Source organism: Sorangium sp. So ce693, from assembly GCF_051521375.1.
GTDB classification, from domain to species: domain Bacteria; phylum Myxococcota_A; class Polyangia; order Polyangiales; family Polyangiaceae; genus Sorangium; species Sorangium atrum.
In genome coordinates this window covers 7,638,937-7,659,867 of sequence record NZ_CP150347.1, presented here as the reverse complement: position 1 = coordinate 7,659,867, position 20,931 = coordinate 7,638,937, and the positions used below count along the sequence as shown (strand labels likewise).

The following is a 20,931-nucleotide window of genomic DNA, read 5'->3' as shown; positions in this document are numbered from 1 at the left end:
AGGGAGCACGCCGCGCGGCGCGCGCACGGGCTGAACTCGCCTGAGACGTCCTGTGCCCGTCGCGCTGCGCGCGCCGGACACAGGACGTTAAATGGGCTCAGACAACAGCCCGTGCACGCGCCGCGCGGCGTGCTCCCTCCGCGAGGGCCTACGGCCTCAAAGATCACGAGCCCGGCAAGTACCGCGTCGAGGTCGAGCCTTGCAGGGCGGGGATGGAATGCGGACACGAGCCTGCATCGAAATTCCGAACCCGGCTCGGCGCGCGTCCTCGCGTCCCGCGCCGCCGGCGTCAGATCGGAAGGCACACCGAGGGCGTCCCGGGACAGCTTCTGAATGACGAGCGCGCTCAGGCGCGAATCAGGACGACCTCACGGCCGGCAGGGGTCGACGCGAGCTCCCGGCGCGTGCGCTCGGCGATGGGAGGCTGTCCAGCGCGCTGGTCGAAGAGGATGAGCCATCCGCGCTGGAGCCCCAGCCCGGCGAGGTACTCGTCGAGCTGAGCGAGCCCCTCGGCGAGGGGATCCGGCCGGCCGTCGCGCCAGACCTTGCGCTCTATCGCGAGCGTCTCGCCGGCATAACGAACGCAGAGATCCATCCTGCCCCGACCGATGGCGTACTCGCGCTCGATGCTGCCGCCGCCGTTCACGACGCGGTGGAGGAAGGCCATGACGACGAGGTGTGGCGCGATCTCGTGGTAGGGCGCCGCTCTGAGCAGCGGCTCGCCGTGCTGGCGCCAGAAGGACAGGAAGGCGTCGAGGAGGCGATCGGCGTCGAGGCGGCCGTCGGGCGTGAGCCAGGTGGCCGGGATCCGCGGCAGCGAGTCGCGCACGCCGCTCGCGAGCTCACGGATGATGATCTCGCGGTAGATCGGATTGGCGATGGCGAGACCACCTTCCGCCGTGCGGCGCACGAGGCCCAGGTCGACGGCGAAGCGCCGGTCGTCTTCAGGGACGTCGCCGAGGGTGCTGCCGGCGAGCATGGGCTCGATCACGGCGCGGACGCGCGGTTCGCGCAGGCGCTCTACCAGGCTATCGAGGTGCGTGTCCTGCCGCTCGATCAGGATGTCCCTGGCGCGATCGACGTCCGCGGCCGTGATGGGCTGCGCGCGATCCTTGACCAGGACGTCGACGAGCTGACGGGCGAGCGCGTTGACGAGCCACGGCTGGCCCTGGGTGAGCTCGAAGGCCCGATCCACGGCGCTCGCTTGAAAGCTCTGGCCCGTCTCGGCCGTGTGCTGGGCGTAGAGGGCGGCGATCTCTTCTCGGGTGAAGTTGCGCAGCGTGAGCGACTCGACCTTGATATTGAACGGGCTCGACGTGCCGAGGCGGTCGCTGTTGCCGGATTCGACCTTGTAATCGCGCACATCGCGCAGACCGATGAGGGCGAGCGCGTGCGGGAAGCCATGCGGGCGGCCTGGATAGCCGCTCCGGAGCTGACGTAGCACGGAGATCAGCGTCGTATCTCGCAAGGCGTCGATCTCGTCGAGGAAGATGACGAGGGGCCGCGGTGCGGCCTGGGCCCAGGCGCGCAGGGCGGCCCCGATGCGCTGGCCAGGGGGCGCATCCGGGAAAGGCGGCGGCTGCAGATCCTCGGGGAGCTGCGAGCTCGCGTTACCTCGCCACTCGCTCAGCATCGCGAGCTCCGCCGCGCCGGGGTCGTCGGGAAAGGGGGCGCCGACCTCCATCGAGACGAGCACCGCCACATAGCGCCCTTCCCGCGTGAGGGCCTGGGCGAGCGTGAGCAGCGATGTCGTCTTTCCGATCTGCCGCGGCGCGTGCAGGACGAAGTAGGCTTTGCGATCGATGAGGTCGCGCACCCCGGGCAGGCGCTCCTCGGGCGGGAGCATGTAGTGGTCGGCCGGATTGCAGGGGCCTGCAGTGTTGAACCAGCGGTGCATCGCGGCGCGAGTCCAGAGAGCAGCGCGCGGGATGGCCAGCGCGCCGCTGGCGGCGGTGTTCGCTCGCCGGAGCGGCGCCGGGGGGGCCAGCGCGGCGATGTCCGCGGCGTTCGCCCGGCGGCCGCGAACCTTGATGAGATAGGATGGGTGGCAATGTCGAACGGGCGATTCGGAGGCGGCGCGGCGGGGCTGGGCGCAATCGCCCTGGTGGTGGTGATCGGGGGCTGCGGAAGCGCGCCGCCGGCGCCGTCGCAGCAAACGCAGCACACGCCGGCCGCCCCTCCGGAGGCCTGGCCGCCGCCGGGGGCGCGGCTGGCGAAGCCCGAGGGGCACCTCGCCAAGGTGACCTGCCTGGCGTTCTCGCCGGACGGTCGGCAGCTCGTGTCCGGGGGCGAGGATCGGGTGCTGCTCGTCTGGGATGTGGCGACCGGCCAGGTCGTCCAGCGGCTGGAGGGGCACGGCGGATGGGTTTGTGGCTGTGCGTTCCTGCCGGACGGGCGCGGGGTGGTGAGCGGCGGCTGGGGCGGCGAGGTCTTCGCCTGGGATCGCAAGAGCGGCGGCGGCTCGGAGCCCTGAGCCCGACCGAGGCTGTCATGTCGCTCAGCGTGCGACCCGATGGAGGCGAGATCCTCGTCGGTACGCTCTCCGGGATGGCGAAGGCCTGGGAGCTGGGCTCGGGCGCAGCCACCCTCGAACAGGACGCGCTCATCCGCCCTGGTGAGAGCAGCGTCGTGTGGGCGACAGGCTACCTCGACGACGGGCGCGCGTTCGCAGGCGGGAACGCCGGTGTCGTGGTGTGGAATGGGCGACAGGCCGTGACAGCCAGGTACGACGCCGCGAGCGCGGTGGCGTTGCCCGGCGGTCTCCTTGCGCTCGGCGGGGAGGGCGAGGTGACGCTGCTCCAGCCCGGCGGCGCGCTCGAACGCCTCGGCGCGCAGGAGCGCTGGGTGTACGGGCTCGCGCTGAGCCCGCGGCGCGATCTGCTGCTCGCCGGAGACGCCGCCGGGGGCGCTCGCGTCTTCCGCCTCGCCGACAGGTCGCTGCGGTGTGAGCTGAAGCGATCGGCGGGCATCTCCGCCGCTGCGTTCGATCCCACCGGGACCTGGTTCGCGGTGGCCGGCGACGATGGCTCGATCGCGCTGGCCAGGGTCGCGGACTGCACGGGCGTGGATCGCCAGCTCGCCGTGCGGCAGCTCGGGATCCCGCAGCGGCGGATGCGCAGCGTCGCGGCGGGGCAAGCCGTGCTCGTCGGAGACGGCGCTGGCAACGTCAGCGCGTGGTCGACGGCCACATGGTCGCTCGCGGGCCGGTGGTCCGCCCACGCGGGCGAGGTGACCGCGCTGGCCGCGCTTCCCGATGGCGGCTGGGTCTCTGGGGGTCTCGATCATGCCGTCGTCGCGATGTCCGGCGTCTCCAGCGCTCCCCCTCGTCGGATTGGCCGGCTGCGCAACTTCCCCTGGGCGCTCCGCCCCAGCCCTGACGGCATGTCCGTCCTGTCGGTCGATGCCGCAGGGGATCTGACGCTCCTGCCGCTCGGCGAGGGCGGGGCGCCGGCCACGCTGCTCTCCGAGCGGCGGCCGCTCTATGCCCTCGCCGTGGCCCCCGGCCGTCCTGAAGTGGTCGTCGCCGGGATGACAGAACGCGTGCTCCGGGTGAGCCTCGTCCAGGCGGAAGACCGGAACGCATCCTGGCCACGGGCCACCATGCTCCGAGAGAGCATGACGGCGCTGGCCTACAGCCCCGACGGCCGCTGGCTCGCCGAGGCCGGCACCGACGGCACCGTGGCGCTCCGCGACGCCGAGCCCGGCGACGCCCCGCCCCGCCGCTTCGAGGGGCTCGAACGTCAGGTCCACGCCCTGGTCCTCACGCCCGAGCACCTCTGGGCCGGGGGTGACGATGAAGTGCTCGTCCGCTGGCCGATTCACGCCGGCGCCGCCGCAGCGCCGCTCCGCATCGAGGAGCACGCGCCGATCCACTCCATCGCCGCCACCCCCGACGGCAAGCACCTCATCGCCGTCCTCGGCGATGGCCGCGCCTCGGTGCGCGCGCTCCCGTCGGGCGACCTCGTCGCCCACCTCGTCCCGCTCGGCGACGGCAGCTGGGCCACGGTGTTCGCCGACGGCCGCTTCGTCTCGTCCGGCAGCGGCGCCGCCCTCGGCCTGCGCTTCGAGGACCCCGTCACCCGCAAGGTCACGACGCTCGGCGGCCTCCCCCGCGTCGGCGTCAGCCCGCCGTCGGCGACGCGCACGGCCGAGGGGCACCTCCTCGTCCGGGCCACGGTTTTCTCCCCGCGCGGCGTCCCCCGCGTGCGCCTCGACGGCCGCTGGGACGTGCGCGGCGTGACCCCGAGCCCGACCGTCGTGTCCGCGTACGAGGTCGAGCTCCTCCTCGGCGACCGCTCCCCGGCGCCCCACCGCCTCGACGTGCTCGGCCCCGGCGGCGAGAGCGCCCGCGCGGACATCCGGCCCGAGCCCGACCTCCGCGCCCGCGCGTTCCGCCCGCGCGCCCTGCTGATCGGCAACGCCGCGTACCGCGCCCCGGGCGTCAAGCGCCTCCCGGGCGCGCTGGTCGACGTGGACGCGATGCGCGGGACCCTGCAGCGCAGCGACGGCTGGGCCCTCGACGATGACCGCATCAAGGCCTCCAAGGATCTCGACGCGGCCAACCTGGAGCCGACCGTGACCGGCTTTCTCGCCGGCGCCGCCGAGGGGGAGACGCTGCTCGTCTACTTCTCTGGTCACGGCCTCGACCAGCGCGGCGAGGGCTTCCTCCTGCCCATCGACTACGACCCCGCCCGCCCTGCCGATCCTCGGAACGCGCTGTCCGCCGCGCGCCTCTTCCAGGCCATCGCCGCGTCGAAGGCGGGGCGCGTGCTCGTCATCCTGGACGCGGGGCGCGCCGGCGCCTTCTCGCTGCCCGAGGATTTCGGCGTGGAGCACGACCACAGCGAGCGCGTCGGCGTCGTCACCGCGGCCAGCTCTGGCAGCGACGCCGCCGAGACGCCGCGCGGGGGCGTGTTCACGCAGGCGCTCGTCGGGGCCTGGACCGACCCGGCGGCCGTGGATCCCGAGCGCGAGGCGGTCACGCTCGGCCTGGCGTTCAACCGGGCGCTGGGCCGCACCCACGCGCAGCGCCCGCGCCTCTTCGGCGGGCTCGATACGCTGCCGCTCGCGTGGCCGCGGCTCCGCGCCGCCGAGGCGCCCGCGATGATGGCGAGCGAGGAGGCCGCCGCTCCAGGCACCACGCTCGCGCGCGTGAAGGCGACGGTCCTCGGGACAAGGCACCTGACCGCGCTCGGGCATCGCATCGACGGGACCCTGGAGGTCGAGATCGCCTTTGGCCACGATACGGAGTCCGTGCGCATCGGCGTGTACGCGATCGACGAGACGCCTCCGGCGGCGCGGCCCGAGGTGTTCGAGCCGGGGCCATGGCAGAGCGGCCAGGTCCAGCGCCTCCGTGTGCCGCTCAAGGACCTCGAGCCCGGCGATTACCGCGTCGAGGTCGAGCCTTGTCAGGCGGCAACGGAGTGCGGCCACGAGCCTGCATCGCTATTCCGGATCCGACTCGGCGGTTGAGATCGCGCCGCGCGCTGCCTTGCGCGGCGGGCCAGGACCTCGGTCCCCGGGCACCAGAACGCGCTCTGGTCGCGAATGTCTCCGGACGCCCGGGCACCAGAACGCGTCGTGGTCGCTCTGCGATCCAGGTGCCGAGATAGACCACACATCGGGATGATCGTGTTGTAGATCACATGTGGCTCCCGGCGGGGCGCCGTGATCCTGCGGGGGAGGGCCGTCGCCAGAGGCCCGTGTGAACGACATCGCAGACGCAATGCGCGATTTGGACGTGGTCGAGGAAAGGTTCGAGATCGAGCGGTTCGCCGGAAGCGGCGGGATGGGGGACGTCTATCGCGCGCGTGACCGGCGGTCGGGGGAGGCGGTCGCGCTGAAGGTGCTGCAAGGCGCGAGCGCGAGCGATCTGCGCCGGTTCGCGCGGGAGGCGGAGGTGCTCGTCGCGCTCCGGCTGCCAGGGGTCGTGCGGTACGTGGCGCGCGGGACGACGGCGGCAGGACAGCCGTACCTGGCGATGGAATGGCTCGACGGCGTCACCCTGGAGCAGCGGCTCGCCCAAGGACCGCTCTCGATCGCCGAGGGCGTGACGCTGGCGGCGCAGGTGGCGGCGACGCTCGGCGCGATCCACCAGCAGGGCATCGTCCACCGCGACCTGAAGCCGAGCAACCTGATGCTGGTGGGCGGCGCGGTGGATCGAGCCACGCTGCTCGACTTCGGCATCGCGCGCGAGCTCTGGCTCACGCGGAGCCTGACGGCGCCCGGAGCGATCCTCGGGACGCCCGGGTACATGGCCCCCGAGCAGGTGAGCGGCGAGGCGCCGGTGGACGCCCGCGCGGATGTGTTCGCGCTCGGGTGCATCCTGTTCGAGTGCCTCACGGGGCGCCGGCCGTTCCTGGGCGACAACCTGCTGTCGCTCCTCGTGAAGGTCGTGCTGGAAGAGCCGCCGCGGCTCGGGGAGCTGCGCGACGGCATCCCCGAGCCGCTCGAGCGCCTCGTGGCCCGGATGCTGGCGAAGTCGGCGGCGCACCGGCCGCGCGACGGCGCCGCCGTCGCGGCGGAGCTCGCCGCCTTCGCCGGCGAGGGGCTCGCCGCAGGAGGGGGCGCGATCGCGGCGCCGCGCGCGCCTGGCGAGGAGATCACGACGTCGGAGCGGCGGGTCATGTGCGTCATCCTGGCCGCCCATGGCAGCGAGGAGACCGACGCCACGCTGGCGGAGGCCGATGGGATCGCGCAGGCCCAGGCGCTGCGGGACCTCGCGGCGCGCCACGGTGGGAGCCTCGATTTCCTGCAGTCGAAGTGGCTGCTCATCGCGCTGTCGGGCGCCGAGTCTCCGACGGACCTCGCGGTGCGAGCGGCCCATTGCGCGCTCGCGCTCCGGACGGTGGTCGGCGGCGCACCCGTGGCGGTGGCGACGGGGCTGGCGGAGATCGAGGGGAGGCTGCCTGTCGGCGAGCTCGTCGATCGCGTGGCCCAGCTGATCGTCGGGCACGACGGCCCGCCGTCCGGGGGAATCCGGCTCGACAGCGCGACGGCGAGCCTGCTCGCGAGCCGCTTCGAGACCGTCCAGGGCCCGGAGGGGTGCTGGCTGCGGGGCCGGAAGGAGGAGCCGGACACGGTGCCGAGGCTGCTCGGGAAGCCGACGCCGTGCGTGGGGCGCGAGCGCGAGCTCTCGCAGCTCGCGGCCGAGTGGCGCCATTGCGTGGACGAGCCGACCGCGAGCGCGGTGGTCGTCGTTGGCGCGGCGGGCATGGGCAAGTCGCGCCTCGCCTGGGAGTTCCTCCGCGCCGTCGAGGAGCAGCGCGAGGCCGCCGAGGTCTGGATCGGCAGGGCCGATCCCATGGCGGCCGGCTCGGCGTTCGGCTTGCTCGCCCAGGCGCTCCGCCGCGCCATGGGGCTGCTCGACGGCGAGTCGCTGGAGGTGCGGCGGAGCAAGGTGCTGGCCCGGGTCGAACGGCTCGACGGGCTCGGGAGCACGGGGCCGCACGTCGCGGCGTTCCTCGGCGAGCTGGTGGGGGCGCCCTTTCCTGACGAGGGCGACGTGCAGCTGCAGGCGGCGCGCCAGAGCCCGGTGCTGATGGGCGACCGGATCCGCCAGGCGTTCGAGGACTTCGTCCGGGCCGAGTGCCAGCGGCAGCCGGTGCTGCTGGTGCTGGAGGATCTGCACTGGGGCGACCTGCCGACGGTGCGGCTGATCGACGCGGCGCTCCAGCACGCGAGGGACCTCCCGCTGCTGGTGCTGGCGCTCGCGCGCCCCGAGGTGGACGAGCTGTTTCCAGAGCTGTGGCGCCAGCGGGTCGGGCTCCGGCTGCGGCTCGCGCCGCTGCCCCGGCGCGCGAGCGAGCGGCTGGTGCGGCAGGTGCTCGGCGACGGCGTGAGCGCTGCGCAGGTGGACGAGCTGCTTGCGCGCGCCGAGGGCAACGCGTTCGTGCTGGAGGAGCACATCCGCGCGGTGGCCGAGGGCCGCGGCGAGGGGATGCCGGAGACGGCGCTGGCGATGGTGCAGGCGCGGCTGGAGGCGCTGGGCGTGGAGGAGCGGCGGGTGCTGCGCGCGGCGAGCGTGTTCGGCGAGACGTCGTGGGAAGGCGCGGTGGCGGCCCTGGTGGGCGGCGCGCCGGTGGCGCAGCCGCTCGCGGAGCTCGGGCGGCGGGAGCTCCTGGTGCGGCGGCGCGAGGCGCGCATCGCGGGCGAGGTGGAGTACGAGTTCCGGCACGCGCTGGTGCGGGAGGCCGCCTACGGCATGCTGACCGAGCGCGATCGCCGCGTCGGGCACGGCCTTGCGGGCGACTGGCTGGCGCGCGCCGGCGGGGCGGACGCCATGGCGCTGGCGGAGCACTTCGAGCTCGGCGGCGCGCCGGCGCGGGCGGCGGAGGCCTACCTGCGCGCGGCGGAGGAGGCGCTCCGGGGCGGCGATCTCGACGCGGCGATCGCGCGGGCCGAGCGGGGTATCGGCTGCGGCGCGGCCGGGGACGCCGCGGGCAGGCTCCGCCACATCCAGGCGGAAGCCCATGTGTGGCGCGGCGATCTCGCGCTCTCCGCGGAGCGGGGGAGCGAGGCGCTGGGCCTTGTGGAGCGCGGCTCGGCCGCATGGTTCTCGGCCATCATCCCCCTCGTATGGGCCACGTCGAAGCTGGGCCGACTGGACGTCGTCGCTCGCGTGACGACCGAGGCGGTGGACGTGGCCGCCTCCGGCGACGCGCAGGACGCGAAGCTCCGCTGCCTGTCCGCGGGCGCGAGCGCGCTGGCGCTGGGCGGGCGGTACGCCGAAGGCGCCGCGTTGCTCGATGTGGTCCAGCGCGCCCTCGCGAGCGCGGAGACGAGGGATCTCGAGGTGGTCGCGCACCTCCACGACGCGCGCGCGGCCTATGAGATGTGCAAAGGCGACCTGGGCTCCTGTGCGGGCAGCCAGGAAGCCGCGTTGCTCGCCTTCGAGCAGGCCGGCGATCATCGCAACGCGCTCAGCGCCCGGGCGAGCCTGGGCGCCGTGTGCATGGAGCTCGGCGACTTCGAGACGGCCCAGTCGATGCTGCGGGCAGCCATGGAGGCCGCCGACCGGATGCACCTGGACGAGCTGAAGGTCTCTGGGCAGGCCAACCTCGCGCAGGTCCTCGGGTACCGTGGTCAGCTTGTCGAAGGGCGGGCGCTCGCCGAGGAGGCGGTCGCGTCGAGCCAGGGAGCGGGCCTCGTGCGCACGGAGCTCTTCGCTCGCTGCTACCTGGCGAAGATCGCCCTGGCCATGGGCGATTCCGAGGCCGCCGAGCGCGAGGCGCGCGCCGCCATCGCGCTCTTCGAGAGCGCGCCGACCCTGGGCGTGCAGGCATTTTCCATCCTCGCTCGCGTGCTGCTCGGGCTCGGGCGCACCGACGAGGCGATGCGGGCTGCCGCCGAGGCGAGCGCGCGGTTGGCAGAGTTTGGCACGCTGGAAGAGGGGGAGTCGCTCGTCCGCTTGACCCATGCCGAGGCGCTCGCCGCGAGCGGGCGGCGCGCCGAGGCCGAGGTCGCGATCACGTCGGCCAGGACGGCGCTGCTCGCGCGCGCCGAGCAGCTCAGCGATCCGACCTGGCGCGAGCGCTTCCTCCGCGACGTGCCGGACAACGCCCGCACGCTCGAGCTCGCGCGGCAGTGGCTCGGCGGCTGAGCCACTGCCGCGAGCGCGCCGAACGACGCGGGTGAGCCCGTGGCGCACGAAGCGGCACACCGCTGCCGGCGTCACGGGCCCGTCTTTTGCGGGCGCTTACTTCGTGGCGAGCTTCGTCAGGTCGAGCATTTCGTCGACGTCCGGCAGTACGATCAGGTCGCACCGGCGGTTCTTCTGCTTGCCGGCCGGCGTGTTGTTGCTCGCGATGGGGTCCGTGTCCGCGAACCCTGCCGCGCTCCAGTGCCTCGTCGGCAGCTGGCCCTCCTTGCCGATCAGGAACAGCAGCACGGCCCGGGCGCGCATCAGCGACAGCCCCCAGTTGTCCTGGAACGGGCCGCTCTTGTACGGCTGGCTGTCGGTGTGCCCGGCGACCTGGTAGTCGCGGTCCACGAGCGACTTGTCGCCCCGGATGACGTCCGAGATCTTCTTCAGGATCTGCTGGCCGTCCTTGCTCAGCGTGTCCTTACCCGAGTCGAACAGGACGTCTCCGGGCAGCGAGATGACCATCCGGTTCCTGCGGACCTGGACCTCCAGGCCGAGCTTGACGAGCTCCTCGAGCTTCTTCCGGAGCAGGTCGAACCGCGCCTGGATCGCCTCGAGCTGCTTCGCGCGCGCCTTGTACTCGGCCAGCGCCTTCTCGCGGTCCTCCAGCGTCGAGCTCATCTTCGAGATGTCGGCGCCCTGGTCCGCGAGCTTCTTCTCGAGCTCCTCGACGCGCTGCTTCGCGTCGGCGAGCTCCTTCTCGAGCTCGGCCTCCCTCTTCTGGCTCCGGTTCTGGAGCTGGTTGTACTTGTCGAGCTGCGACTTCCACTCCTGCTCGGAGTGGCCGCAGCCCGCGGCGAGCAGCGACGACAGCGCGAGGGGTAGTGCAATGAGTGTCCGGTTCATGAGCGCTTTCTCCATGGCTCCGTTGGCGGGAGCGGGATGCTGCGGGCGAGAGCGTCGCTCAGCTCGGGCGAGAGATCCAGAGGGGAGGACGGCGAGATCCGCCCGTCCGCGTGGCCGTGCGCTGCGGGTGGGGAGGGATCGGGGCTTCGGCGGCGCAGGCGAGAGCGGCGGCGCTGCCGGAGGCGATGGCGCGGTGGCCGCGGGCGTTGCTGGCGTCCGTTGCGGCTCCTTCGGCGAGTGCACGAGGATGAACTCGACGCGCCGGGTCCTCTGCCGACCCCGACCGAGGTTGAGGCTGCCAACCCGACCGAGGTCGAGGCTGCCGACCCCGACCGAGGTTGAGGCTGCCAACCCGACCGAGGTTGAGGCTGCCGACCCCGACCGAGGTTGAGGCTGCCGACCCGACCGAGGTTGAGGCTGCCGACCCAGGTTGCCGACCCCGACCGAGGTTGAGGCGACCGAGGCGGCCCCGCCAGGCGGCCCCGCCGCCCCGACCGAGGTTGAGGCCGGGCCCCGCCAACCACCCCGACCGAGGTTGAGGCGGCCGAGGCGTCCCCGCCGCCCCGACCGAGGTTGAGGTGACCCCACCAGCCGTCCCCCGCCGGTCGACCGAGGTTGAGGTGGCCCCTGCTTCGGTGCGTCCCGGGTGTGTATCCGTGACCGGCTTCCAGGGCTCGGGGCCGAGCGGTGCCTTGACCACACAGGCCGGGCGTGAGACATCGGCCCCCGGCCTCCGGGCCACCGAGAGCTCGGATCTTCAACCTCTTCCTGCGCGCGGGGCGAAAACGCGCGAACGAAACCAAGCAGATGCCCATCTCGTCGCGGTCTCCGGGTACGTCGTGCCGCCCTGGCACCCCTCGCCGTCGCCTCCGGTCGGGCCTCGCGCTCGCGCTCGTGCTGGGCGCGTCTTCCGCGTCCGCCCAGCCGGCACGCCGGCCGGCCCAGCCGCCGGCGGCCCCAGCGCAGCCGCCCGCCGGGCAGGCGGGCGCCCCCGCTGCGCAGCCCGCCGCTCCGGCCCAGCCCGGTGCAGCGCCCGCCGCGCCGGCCCAGCCCGCCGCGCCGGCCCAGCCCGGCGCCGCGCCGGCCGGCGCCGAGACGCCCGAACCCCCGGCGGCGCGCGAGCCGCTCCTGCCGCCGGCCGACACGGCCGCTCCCTCCGCGCCGCAGCCGGCCGCGCCGGCCGCCTCGGAGGGGCCCGCAGCCGCTGCGGCGGCCGAGCAGCCCGAGCGGCAGGCGATCCAGGCCGAGATCGGCGCCCGGCCCAGCGAGGTCTACGCCGAGGACTGGTGGTCCCACGCGCGACCGACGTTCGAGTTCCACGGCTACTACCGGCTCCGTTGGGAGCTCTTCAACAGCTTCGCCCTCGGCCGCATCGACCCGCGCAATCGCGCGCTCTGGCCGCAGCCGGCCGACAACTCCTACAAGGGGAGCGTGCTCTCGCTCTGCAACCCGAGCGAGACCACGAGCGGCGGCACCCGCTCGTTCGACGCGTGCAAGAACGACACCCAGGCCGGCGCGAACATGCGTTTCCGGCTCAACCCCGAGCTGCACATCAGCGACAACCTGCGCATCCTCACGCAGGTCGATCTCCTCGACAACGTGGTGCTCGGCTCGACCCCGGAGGGCTACGCGAACCAGCCGGCGGCGGGCGGCGGCTACCAGGTCGCCCGCCGGGGCGGCTACTCGCCGCTCGGGGCCTTCTCCAGTACCCAGTGGGCGCCCAGCGCCGGCGTCAACTCGACGAAAGACTCGATCTCCGTCAAGCGGATCTGGGGAGAGTACATGACCCCCGTCGGTCTCCTCCGCTTCGGCCGAATGCCGAACCACTGGGGCCTCGGTATGGTGGCGAACAGCGGTGATGGGTACGACTCCGACTACCAGTCGACCGTCGACCGGCTGATGTTCGTCACGGGCATCAAGAAATACGACATCTACTTCGCCGGCGCGTGGGACTGGGCCAACGAGGGCGCGACGAGCGCCTCGCTCCAGGACCTCGAGGGCCAGCCGTACGACCTCGCCCAGTCCGATGACGTCAATCAGTACGTGTTCGTCGCCGTCCGCCGCAAGAACCCCGAGCTCCAGAAGCTCGAGCTCGCCCGCGGCAACATGGTCATGAACGGCGGCGTCTACTTCGCTTACCGGCAGCAGACGCTGGCGAACGACGTCACCGCCGGCGACACGAACGCCGAGCTGTCCGCGTCGCTCGGCCAGAGCGCCGACAACGTCGCGGCGGGGTACGTGCATCGGGGTGCGGAGATGGTCATCCCCGACGTGTGGCTCCAGCTCCTTTACAAGAAGTTCCGCTTCGAGCTCGAGGCGGCGATGATCTACGGATCCCTCGACCTGCGCGGGCAGGACGAGAGCGATTATGCGAACGTCCTCTCGCCGAAGGACACCGGCTGGGGCATCCGGCAGTTCGGGCTCGCCACGCAGGCCGAGCTCACCGAGATGGAGGGCCGGCTGCGCGTCCACTTCGGCTTCGGGTACGCGAGCGGCGACGACGACGCGCCCGCCCTCAAGCCGCAGGGGACGCAGCTCGGGGCCATGGATCCCCAGAACTCGACCGATCGTACCTACTCGACATTCCGCTTCCACCCCGATTACCGGGTCGACCAGATCCTCTTCAGGAACATCCTCTCTCGGGTCCAGGGGGCGTATTATTTCCGCCCTGGCGTCGACTGGGACTTCGCCCGCGACAAGAACGGCCAGCGCGCCGGCCTCGGCGCCGCGGCCATCTGGAGCCGCGCCTCCGAGTTCCTCCAGGCTCCCGGCAACTCCCGGGATCTCGGCATCGAGCTGAACGCGCAGCTGTACTTCCAGTCCAAGGACGGGACGCTCAACGACGACCCCGACAAGATGGGCGGCTTCTACACGGCGGTGCAGTACGGCGTGCTGTTTCCTCTCGGCGGGCTCGGCCAGCTCAGGGGTGAAGACACGGTCCAGAAGATCGATCTCGAGACCGCACAGACGGTGCGCTGGTATCTCGGTATCCTCTTCTGAGCCGGACCCGCCCGGCGCTCAGCCAGCCTCGCGCGTCGCCGCGTGTCTGGAAATGAACGCTCGGGGCGGCGAATCGGTGCGAGACGGCGCGAAACCGTGCGAAACGGCGCGAAACGGCGACGTCGTCGCTCTCGTCATGAGTCCTGCATGAGCCATCCGGGGCCAAACAGCCCTTGATCTCGCGACCGTCCTGGCCAAGGATAGGATTGTCTGGACGCCAGCGCGTCGCGATACTTCCGTGGATCACCGAGGAGAACGGGTGGCGTGAGCCGCCGTTCTCCGGAGGGACGTGATGGTTCGTCGTCTCTTCATTGCGATGTTCTTGGCGGCGTCGATGGTGCTCGGGTCGACCGCCCTGTCCGTCGCCCAGGACGCAGACACGTCCGCTTTCCGCGACATCGCGGTCGGCAAGGACTATCGGCTCCGTGTCGCGGCGGCGCTGTCGCTCAGCAGGTCGAAGAGCCCCGGCGCGCGGCCTGCCCTCGAGAAGGCGCTCAGGGACCCGCACCCGGCGGTGCGCGCGTCGGCCGCGGCGGCGCTCGGCGCGATGGGCAACCCCGCGGCGGTCCCGGCGCTCAAGGCGGCGCTCAACCTCGAGCCTGCCCCCAACCTGAAGCGCCCGATCGAGGCCGCCATCGAGAAGCTGTCGCGCTCGTCGTCCAAGGCGCGCTTCCTTGTCAGCCTCGGCAAGTTCGAGAACCGCTCCGGCGTGAAGGACGCGAAGCTCGGATCGCAGCTGAGGCAGCAGACGCGCAACCGCGTGGCGCAGTTCGCCGACATCGAGATAGTGGCCGACGGCACGGACGTGGCCGCTGAAGGCAAGAGCCGCAAGCTGCCGGCCTTCACGCTGGACGGCTCGGTCATCCACCTGAGCAAGCGCCATGGGGCGGAGGGGGTCGGCTTCGCCGCGAAGGTCGAGTACGTGATCCGCGAGATGCCGAGCCAGACGCTGAAGGGCTCGATGACCGGCTCGGCCCAGGCGCTCGCCGAGGCGAAGCGCGCCCAGGGCCTGAGGGAGCTCGCCCAGCTGCAGAGCGACGCCGTCGCCGGCGCGATCGAGAGCGCGCTCCAGAGGGCGCCGCTCGCCCTCGAGGCCGCCTCGGGCAGCAGCGTCGTCGCCTCCGGCCGCTGACCCGGCGGTCCGGCCTCGCCGGCGTGAGCCAGCGCGCCACCGTGCCCGGCGCGAGCCGGCTCGCAACCCGACCCGGCGCACACCGGCCCGGCGCGCGCGTCTTCCGCGGCGGGCGTCGCGGGCGCGCGTCGAGCAGGCGGAAGCCGCTCTCCGGTCGTGCTAGACCGCGCGTCCTCCTATGTCCATCGCAACGCCTGCCAGCTCCGACCTGCTCCGCCGCACATTCCTCGAGTTCTTCGCCCAGCGCGGGCACGAGATCGTCCCGAGCGCGCCGCTCGTGCCCCAGAACGATCCGACGCTGATGTTCGTGAACGCGGGCATGGTGCAGTTCAAGGACGTCTTCACGGGCAAGGACAGGCGCCCGTACCAGCGCGCCACCTCGAGCCAGAAGTGCATCCGGATCAGCGGCAAGCACAACGATCTCGAGAACGTCGGCGTCACCGCGCGCCACCAGACGTTCTTCGAGATGCTCGGCAACTTCAGCTTTGGCGACTACTTCAAGGAAGACGCGATCGCCTTCGCCTGGGAGCTCCTGACGAAGGTCTACGATATCTCGCCGTCGCGGCTCGTGGTCACCATCTACAACGGCGAGGGGGGCTTCCCGGCCGACGACGAGGCCGCGGCGATCTGGCGCAAGGTCACGGGCTTCGGCGACGACCGGATCCTCCGGCTCGGCCTGGCCGACAACTTCTGGACGATGGGCGACGTCGGCCCGTGCGGCCCCTGCTCGGAGATCCACTTCTTCCACGGGAAGGAGCCCGACGTCGCGCGCTTCGGCGAGGAGCCGCGCATCGACGGCACGGGCTGGACCGAGATCTGGAACAACGTGTTCATGCAGTACGAGCGCGTCGAGAAGGACGGCCCGCTCGTGCCGCTGCCGGCGCCGAGCATCGACACCGGCATGGGCCTGGAGCGGCTCGCGAGCGTGCTCCAGGGCGTGACCTCGAACTACGACACGGACCTGCTCCGCGGGCTCGTCGACAAGGCGGCCGAGCTCAGCGGCAAGCCGTACACGGGGGGCAGCGCCGACGACGACGTGTCGATGCGGGTCATCGCGGATCACGCGCGGACGGCCGCGTTCCTGATCGCCGAGGGGGTGATGCCCGAGCGGCAGCGGCGCGAGTACGTGCTCCGCCGGGTGATGCGCCGCGCGATCCGCCACGGGCACCGGCTCGGGATCGATCGGCCGTTCCTGCACGAGGTCGCGCTCGAGGTGGTCCGGCGGATGGGCGAGACGTACCCCGAGCTCCGCGATCGGCGAGAGCTCATCGCCCGCGTCACCGAGGACGAGGAGGTCCGCTTCCGCTCCACGCTGAAGCGCGGGATGAAGATCCTCGATGAGCGCTTCGACGAGATGCGCTCGTCCGGCGAGCGGACGCTCCCGTCCGCCGCCGCGGCCGATCTCTACACCACCTATGGCTTCCCGCTCGATCTGACCCAGGTCATCTGCGCCGAGTCGAACTTCGGCGTCGACGTCCAGGGGGCCGAGGCGATCATCAAGGGCGCCGGCGAGGCGGACGGCCCGATCGATCCGACCGCCGCGGTGGACCCGGCGCACCGCGAGGCCCGCGCCAAGCTCGCGCAGCCGGTGGTGTTCACGGGCTACGAGCACGAGGAGGGCGACAGCGAGATCGTCGCGATCGTCCGGGTCGAGGTCCAGGGCGAAGGCGACCGGGCGCGCAAGGTCCGCGCGCTCGTCGAGCGCGCGGAGGCCGGGGCGACGGTCGAGATCGTCGTGCGCGAGACGCCGTTCTATGCCGAGTCGGGCGGCCAGGTGGGCGACGTCGGCGAGGTGACGGCGGACGGGGCGCGCGTCGAGGTGAAGGACACGCAGAAGCCGCTCGCCGGGCTGGTCGTTCACGAGGGCGTGGTCAGCGAGGGGGCGATCGCCGTGGGGCAGCGCGTCCACCTGGCGGTGGACCACGCGGCGCGCTCGGCGACGCGGCGCAACCACTCGGCCACGCACGTCCTGCACTGGGCGCTGCGCAAGGTGCTCGGCGAGCACGCGCAGCAGAAGGGCTCGCGGGTCGGCCCGGACGTCCTTCGCTTCGACTTCACGCACAACCGGCCCCTCACCCGCGAGGAGATCTCGCGGATCGAGGATCTGGTGAACGAGAAGGTCCTGACGAACGCGAAGGTGACGACCGAGATCCTGCCGATGGACGAGGCGCGGCGGCGGGGCGCGATGGCGATCTTCGAGGAGAAGTACGGCGACACGGTGCGGATGCTCACGATGACGCCCGAGGTGGTGGAGCTCTGCGGCGGCACGCACGCGTGCGCGCTGGGGGACATCGGGCTGTTCAAGATCACGAGCGAGGGCGGCGTGGCCGCGGGCGTGCGGCGGATCCTCGCGTCGACGGGGCTGAACGCGCTCGCGTACACGCGGGGCGTCGAGGCCGAGCTCGCCCGGGCGCGCCAGGTCGCGAAGGCGCAGGGCGGCGATCTCGCCGAGAAGATCGGGAAGATCGTGGCGCACGAGCGGGAGCTCGAGAAGAAGGTCACCGAGCTCGAGCGGCGGATCCTGGAGGGTGCGGGCCCCGCGCAGGGCGGCGGCGGCGGCGGCATCGACGCGATGCTGGACGGCGCCCGGGAGATCGGCGGGATCAAGGTGCTCGCGCGCCGGGTGCCAGACGGCACCAACCCGGGCGCGCTGCGCGATCTCGCGGAGAAGCTGCGCGACAAGCTCGGCGATCGCTCGGCGGTGCTGCTCGGCGCGGCCGTGGGCGACAAGGCGCAGCTCGCCGTGATGCTCTCGAAGTCGGCGACCGAGCGGCTCAAGGCCGGCGAGCTCATCAAGCCGATCGCCCGCATCGTGGGCGGCTCCGGCGGCGGCCGCCCGGACATGGCGCAGGCCGGCGGGACCGACGTCGCGCAGCTCGACGCGGCGATCGCGGCGCTCTACGCCGAGGTCGAGCGGACTCTCGCCTCGTAGCGCGCGCTGCCCGCGCCCCGCCGGGACGGTCGTTCAGGCGTCACGCCACTTGGTGCGGGCGAGCGGGAGCAGCTTCGGGGCCTTCCCGCCCCGCGCGGGGCGCGCCGGCAGCCGCGCTGGCTCGCCCGGCGCGGCCGCCCGGGGCCGCGCGCCGCGGGCGTGAGCGCCGATGGTCGCGCGCACGATCGGCGGCAGGAACACGGACTCCAGATCGACGCGCGCGAGCGCGCCCGCGACCGTGGCGATGCGATCCGGCAGCGACGCGTTGGCGTCGACCAGGATGATCCGCCGGCCGAGCACCGTGCAGAGCCCGCCCCGCGGATTGCGCGCGTCCGACAGGTGCGGATCGAACGCTTCCATCCTGACGGCGATGCCGACCTTGTCCGCCGCCAGGGTGAGCTCGTCGAGCAGCCGCGAAAGCTCCACCCACCTAGCGTAGCCCTCCTGTCCGGCAGATGGCAAAGCGCAAAAGCGCTGTTGCCCGCGCCGCGCCGCGCCACCCGTGGCCGGGCGAGCCGCGGCCGTGACGACCGCGTGACGACCGCGGCGCGCCGTCCTGGAGCGCCTTTCCACGCCCGGTTACACGCGGTTACACGCGGTTACGCGTGGGTGCGCGCGGTTACGCATGATCACGCACGATCACGCATGATTACGGGTGGTGAACTGCGGTGATGCCCGGTCGGTCCGGCGCGCAGCGGCCAATCGCATCCTCCGTCATCGCATAGCGCTCCTCGGTCGCGCGGTGGTGGCGCGGTCGTGCGGCGACGCGGTGAGTTGAGCGAGAGACTTCGATTCCTGGACTCCAGGATATATCGACGCACTCAACACCTCGACAGAGCAACGCATCAACTCATCTTCTCCCTTTGTCTTCTCCCGTGCTCCGGACTGGCCGACATCCACTCACGAGCCATATCGATGCTCATCCAGGAGCCCGCGCGCCGTGGCCGCGCGTTCATCCAGGCTGCCGTCGCCGGCCGCCGCGCGCTCGCCTCGGCGCGCGGTCGATCCGGGCCTCGCGCCGCCCGCCCCCCGTTCCGCGCCCTAGAGGTCGGTCAGCGGCTTCTCCTGAGCCGGATCGCGCGGCCCGTTGACCGCCGTTTCCGAGCATGCTACGAGCACGCCGTTCCGCGCGTCGTGGCCGAGTGGGAGCGAATGTGCGTTTCCCGGCTGCGGTGGGGTATCCCGCGCGCTTCGTCAGCCACTTTGGACGGGGCGGCCGCGATGGGGACGACGAGGGCGCCCGCCGGGCGGCGCGCCCGAAGGGCGAACAAAGATGACGTTCACGGATGCAGCCGCCGAGGTGCTTCGCCTCATCGGTAGACCGCTTCACTATAAAGAGATCACCGATATCGCGATCGAGAAGAACCTCCTTAGCCACGTTGGAAAGAGCCCAGAGGTGACGATGGGCGCCCGCCTGGCGGCGACGTTGAAGAAGGACACGGCGGACAACCCCCTGGTGCGCGTGAAGCCGGGCGTGTTCGCGCTGCGCGAGTGGGACGAGAAGACCATCAAGTCCGGGCTCGACGGCAAGAAGGCGAAGCGCGGCGGCAAGCCCGAGGCGGCCAAGGCGCGCAAGGACGAGGAGCAGCCGACCCTGTTCGATGCGGGCGCCGACGACGACGCGGCGGAAGAGAGCGAGCTTGGCGCTCCCGCGGAGCTCGAGGTGGAGAGCGGAGCGGTCGAGGTCGAGGGCGGCGCCGCAAACGAGGCGGCGCAGGCCGCGCCTGCGATCGACGATGAGGACGAGGACGACGAGGACGTCGTGGCCGGCGCGACGAGCGCGGCCGGGCTGAACGGCGTGGACATCGCGGCAGCGCGCGAGCCCGTGCCGCCGCCGACGCCGTCGTCCCCGCGCGCCGCGAGCGCCTACGTCGACGAGGAAGAGGGCGAGCTCGACGACGCGGAGCCGCCGGGCCCGGACGAGGCGATGCGGGCCGAGGCCGTGGCCGGCGCCGCGGAGCTCTTCGACGAAGAGGACGACGACGATCAGCCGATCCTCGGCGGCGAGGACCGCGCGGCGCCCGGCTCGTCGGGCGAGCAGGGCGAGGGCCGCCGCCGCCGCCGTCGGCGCCGCCGCGGCCGCGGGACCGCGGAGGCCAACCCGAGCACCGGCGGGCTGCCTTCCTACGTCGCGACGCCGGTGTTCGAGGCGCGGCGCGAGAACGGCCGCGAGCCGCCGCGCTCCGACCGGACCGAGCGCTTCGATCGCCCCGAGCGAGGCGAGCGCACCGATCGGGCCGAGCGCACCGACCGGACCGAGCGCACCGATCGGGTCGAGCGCACCGATCGGGCCGAGCGCATCGACCGAGCGGACCGCCCCGACAGCTTCGGCGCCGAGCCCGTCTACCGCGGCCCGCAGGTCATCGAGCTCACCGGCGGCGAAGGGCACGCGCTCGACGACCTGGCCGGCCGTGATCTCGCCGATGCGGTCGCCGGCATCCTCTCGACCTTCGATCGAAACGCGGGCGCGGTCTCGCTCCGGCAGATCGCGGAGACGGCGCAGCGCCGCGGCCGCCTCGCCGGCGACGTGCAGCTCGTGCAGTCCCAGGTCGCGGCCGCCGTGCGCGCCGACAACGCGCGCCGCACCGCCGCCGGGCAGCGGCCTCGCTTCCGCTTCGCCGGCGGCAGGATCGCGCTGACGGACTGGCTGTTGCCGGGCGACCTCGCGCGGCTGGAGCAGGAGGCGCTCGCCGCGGTGGAGCGCTACCGCGATGCCGCGCGGCGCGCCTTCGTGCGCAAGCTCTCCGAGCTCCCGGGCCATGCCTTCGTCGAGATCTGTGTCCTCGCCCTCGAGCGCATCGGCATCGGCCAGCTGCGCGCGGTGCGCCGCGCCGGGGCGCCGGGCGGCGAGAGCCACTTCTCCGGCGCGCTCCGCACGGCGGGTGACGAGATCAAGCTCGCGCTGGTCATCCGGCGGGACGGCCGCGAAGTCGGCCGCGAGCGGGTCACCGAGCTGCGCGGCTCGCTCCACCACTACGGCCCCGCCACCGCCGGCTGGATCCTGACCGCCGGTCAGATGCTCTCCGGTGCGCGCGAGGAGGCCGCGATCGTGGGGACCGCGCCCATCTCCCTCTTCGACGGGCTCGCGGTGGCTCGCCTCTGCGAGGACAACGACGTCGCCGTGCTCCGCGCCCGCCTCCCGGTCGCGATCCCCGACGTCGATCTGCTCGAGGCGCTCCGGGCGTCCTGATCCTGCTCGCGCGCGTCCGGCCGGGGGCGCGCTCCGGGCCGGACGCGCGGCCCTCCCCGCCGTCGTCCCCTCGACCTCCCCTCGACACCCCTCCTCCACGGCCACGCCCGTCGCGCCGCTCCGGCGGTGGATGGGCTCGGCGCCGCTTCCGCGGTTGACGGGCTCGGCGATCCTTGCCAGCGTCCGCG

10 protein-coding genes are annotated in these 20,931 nt (G+C 72.8%); 7 read left to right on the top strand and 3 right to left on the bottom strand.

Features of this window, described 5'->3' with window-relative positions; genetic code table 11:
* Nucleotides 1-346: 346 nt before the first annotated feature.
* Nucleotides 347-1,897, bottom strand: coding sequence for an ATP-binding protein (locus WMF14_RS28460; RefSeq protein ID WP_437791013.1), 1,551 nt, complete (start codon nt 1,895-1,897; stop codon nt 347-349).
* A 153-nt stretch (nt 1,898-2,050) separates the two neighbouring features.
* Between WMF14_RS28460 and WMF14_RS28455 the strand changes: the two genes are divergently transcribed.
* From WMF14_RS28455 to WMF14_RS28445, 3 genes are all read left to right on the top strand, one after another.
* The gene (locus WMF14_RS28455) at nt 2,051-2,473 is read left to right on the top strand and encodes a WD40 repeat domain-containing protein (RefSeq protein ID WP_437791012.1); all 423 of its coding nucleotides are present in this window, start codon (nt 2,051-2,053) and stop codon (nt 2,471-2,473) included.
* Nucleotides 2,474-2,490: 17 nt separating this feature from the next.
* On the top strand, nt 2,491-5,472 hold the full coding sequence (locus WMF14_RS28450; protein ID WP_437791010.1) for a caspase family protein: 2,982 nt from the start codon (nt 2,491-2,493) through the stop codon (nt 5,470-5,472).
* A 253-nt stretch (nt 5,473-5,725) separates the two neighbouring features.
* Nucleotides 5,726-9,601, top strand: a complete 3,876-nt coding sequence (locus tag WMF14_RS28445; RefSeq protein ID WP_437791009.1) for a protein kinase domain-containing protein — start codon at nt 5,726-5,728, stop codon at nt 9,599-9,601.
* A 96-nt stretch (nt 9,602-9,697) separates the two neighbouring features.
* On the opposite strand, the gene WMF14_RS28440 is transcribed toward WMF14_RS28445, so the two are convergent.
* Nucleotides 9,698-10,489, bottom strand: a complete 792-nt coding sequence (locus WMF14_RS28440) for an OmpA family protein (protein WP_012237759.1) — start codon at nt 10,487-10,489, stop codon at nt 9,698-9,700.
* 807 nt (nt 10,490-11,296) lie between these two features.
* On the opposite strand from WMF14_RS28440, the gene WMF14_RS28435 reads away from it, so the two are divergent.
* The 3 genes from WMF14_RS28435 (at nt 11,297) to alaS (ending at nt 17,553) form a co-directional block, all read left to right on the top strand.
* Nucleotides 11,297-13,489 carry a TIGR04551 family protein gene (locus WMF14_RS28435; protein ID WP_437791007.1) on the top strand — a complete coding sequence of 731 codons (2,193 nt, stop codon included), beginning with the start codon at nt 11,297-11,299 and terminating at the stop codon, nt 13,487-13,489.
* Nucleotides 13,490-13,781: 292 nt separating this feature from the next.
* Nucleotides 13,782-14,621, top strand: a complete 840-nt coding sequence (locus WMF14_RS28430; RefSeq protein ID WP_272094041.1) for a HEAT repeat domain-containing protein — start codon at nt 13,782-13,784, stop codon at nt 14,619-14,621.
* A gap of 178 nt (nt 14,622-14,799) precedes the next feature.
* Entirely contained in the window at nt 14,800-17,553 is a 2,754-nt protein-coding gene (gene alaS / locus WMF14_RS28425) for an alanine--tRNA ligase (RefSeq protein ID WP_437791005.1), read from the top strand.
* A 33-nt stretch (nt 17,554-17,586) separates the two neighbouring features.
* Here alaS and WMF14_RS28420 read toward each other — a convergent pair whose 3' ends face one another.
* Nucleotides 17,587-17,979 (bottom strand): hypothetical protein, encoded by a 393-nt coding sequence (locus WMF14_RS28420; protein WP_272094039.1) that lies wholly within the window; start codon nt 17,977-17,979, stop codon nt 17,587-17,589.
* Nucleotides 17,980-18,826: 847 nt separating this feature from the next.
* Between WMF14_RS28420 and WMF14_RS28415 the strand changes: the two genes are divergently transcribed.
* Nucleotides 18,827-20,743 (top strand): HTH domain-containing protein, encoded by a 1,917-nt coding sequence (locus tag WMF14_RS28415; RefSeq protein WP_437791003.1) that lies wholly within the window; start codon nt 18,827-18,829, stop codon nt 20,741-20,743.
* Nucleotides 20,744-20,931 lie beyond the last annotated feature (188 nt).

Coding starts and splice junctions, on each gene's coding strand:
- WMF14_RS28460 (WP_437791013.1), bottom strand. CDS start 1,897: ATGCACCGCTGGTTCAACACTGCAGGCCCCTGCAATCCGGCCGACCAC.
- WMF14_RS28455 (WP_437791012.1), top strand. CDS start 2,051: ATGTCGAACGGGCGATTCGGAGGCGGCGCGGCGGGGCTGGGCGCAATC.
- WMF14_RS28450 (WP_437791010.1), top strand. CDS start 2,491: ATGTCGCTCAGCGTGCGACCCGATGGAGGCGAGATCCTCGTCGGTACG.
- WMF14_RS28445 (WP_437791009.1), top strand. CDS start 5,726: ATGCGCGATTTGGACGTGGTCGAGGAAAGGTTCGAGATCGAGCGGTTC.
- WMF14_RS28440 (WP_012237759.1), bottom strand. CDS start 10,489: ATGAACCGGACACTCATTGCACTACCCCTCGCGCTGTCGTCGCTGCTC.
- WMF14_RS28435 (WP_437791007.1), top strand. CDS start 11,297: ATGCCCATCTCGTCGCGGTCTCCGGGTACGTCGTGCCGCCCTGGCACC.
- WMF14_RS28430 (WP_272094041.1), top strand. CDS start 13,782: ATGGTTCGTCGTCTCTTCATTGCGATGTTCTTGGCGGCGTCGATGGTG.
- alaS (WP_437791005.1), top strand. CDS start 14,800: ATGTCCATCGCAACGCCTGCCAGCTCCGACCTGCTCCGCCGCACATTC.
- WMF14_RS28415 (WP_437791003.1), top strand. CDS start 18,827: ATGACGTTCACGGATGCAGCCGCCGAGGTGCTTCGCCTCATCGGTAGA.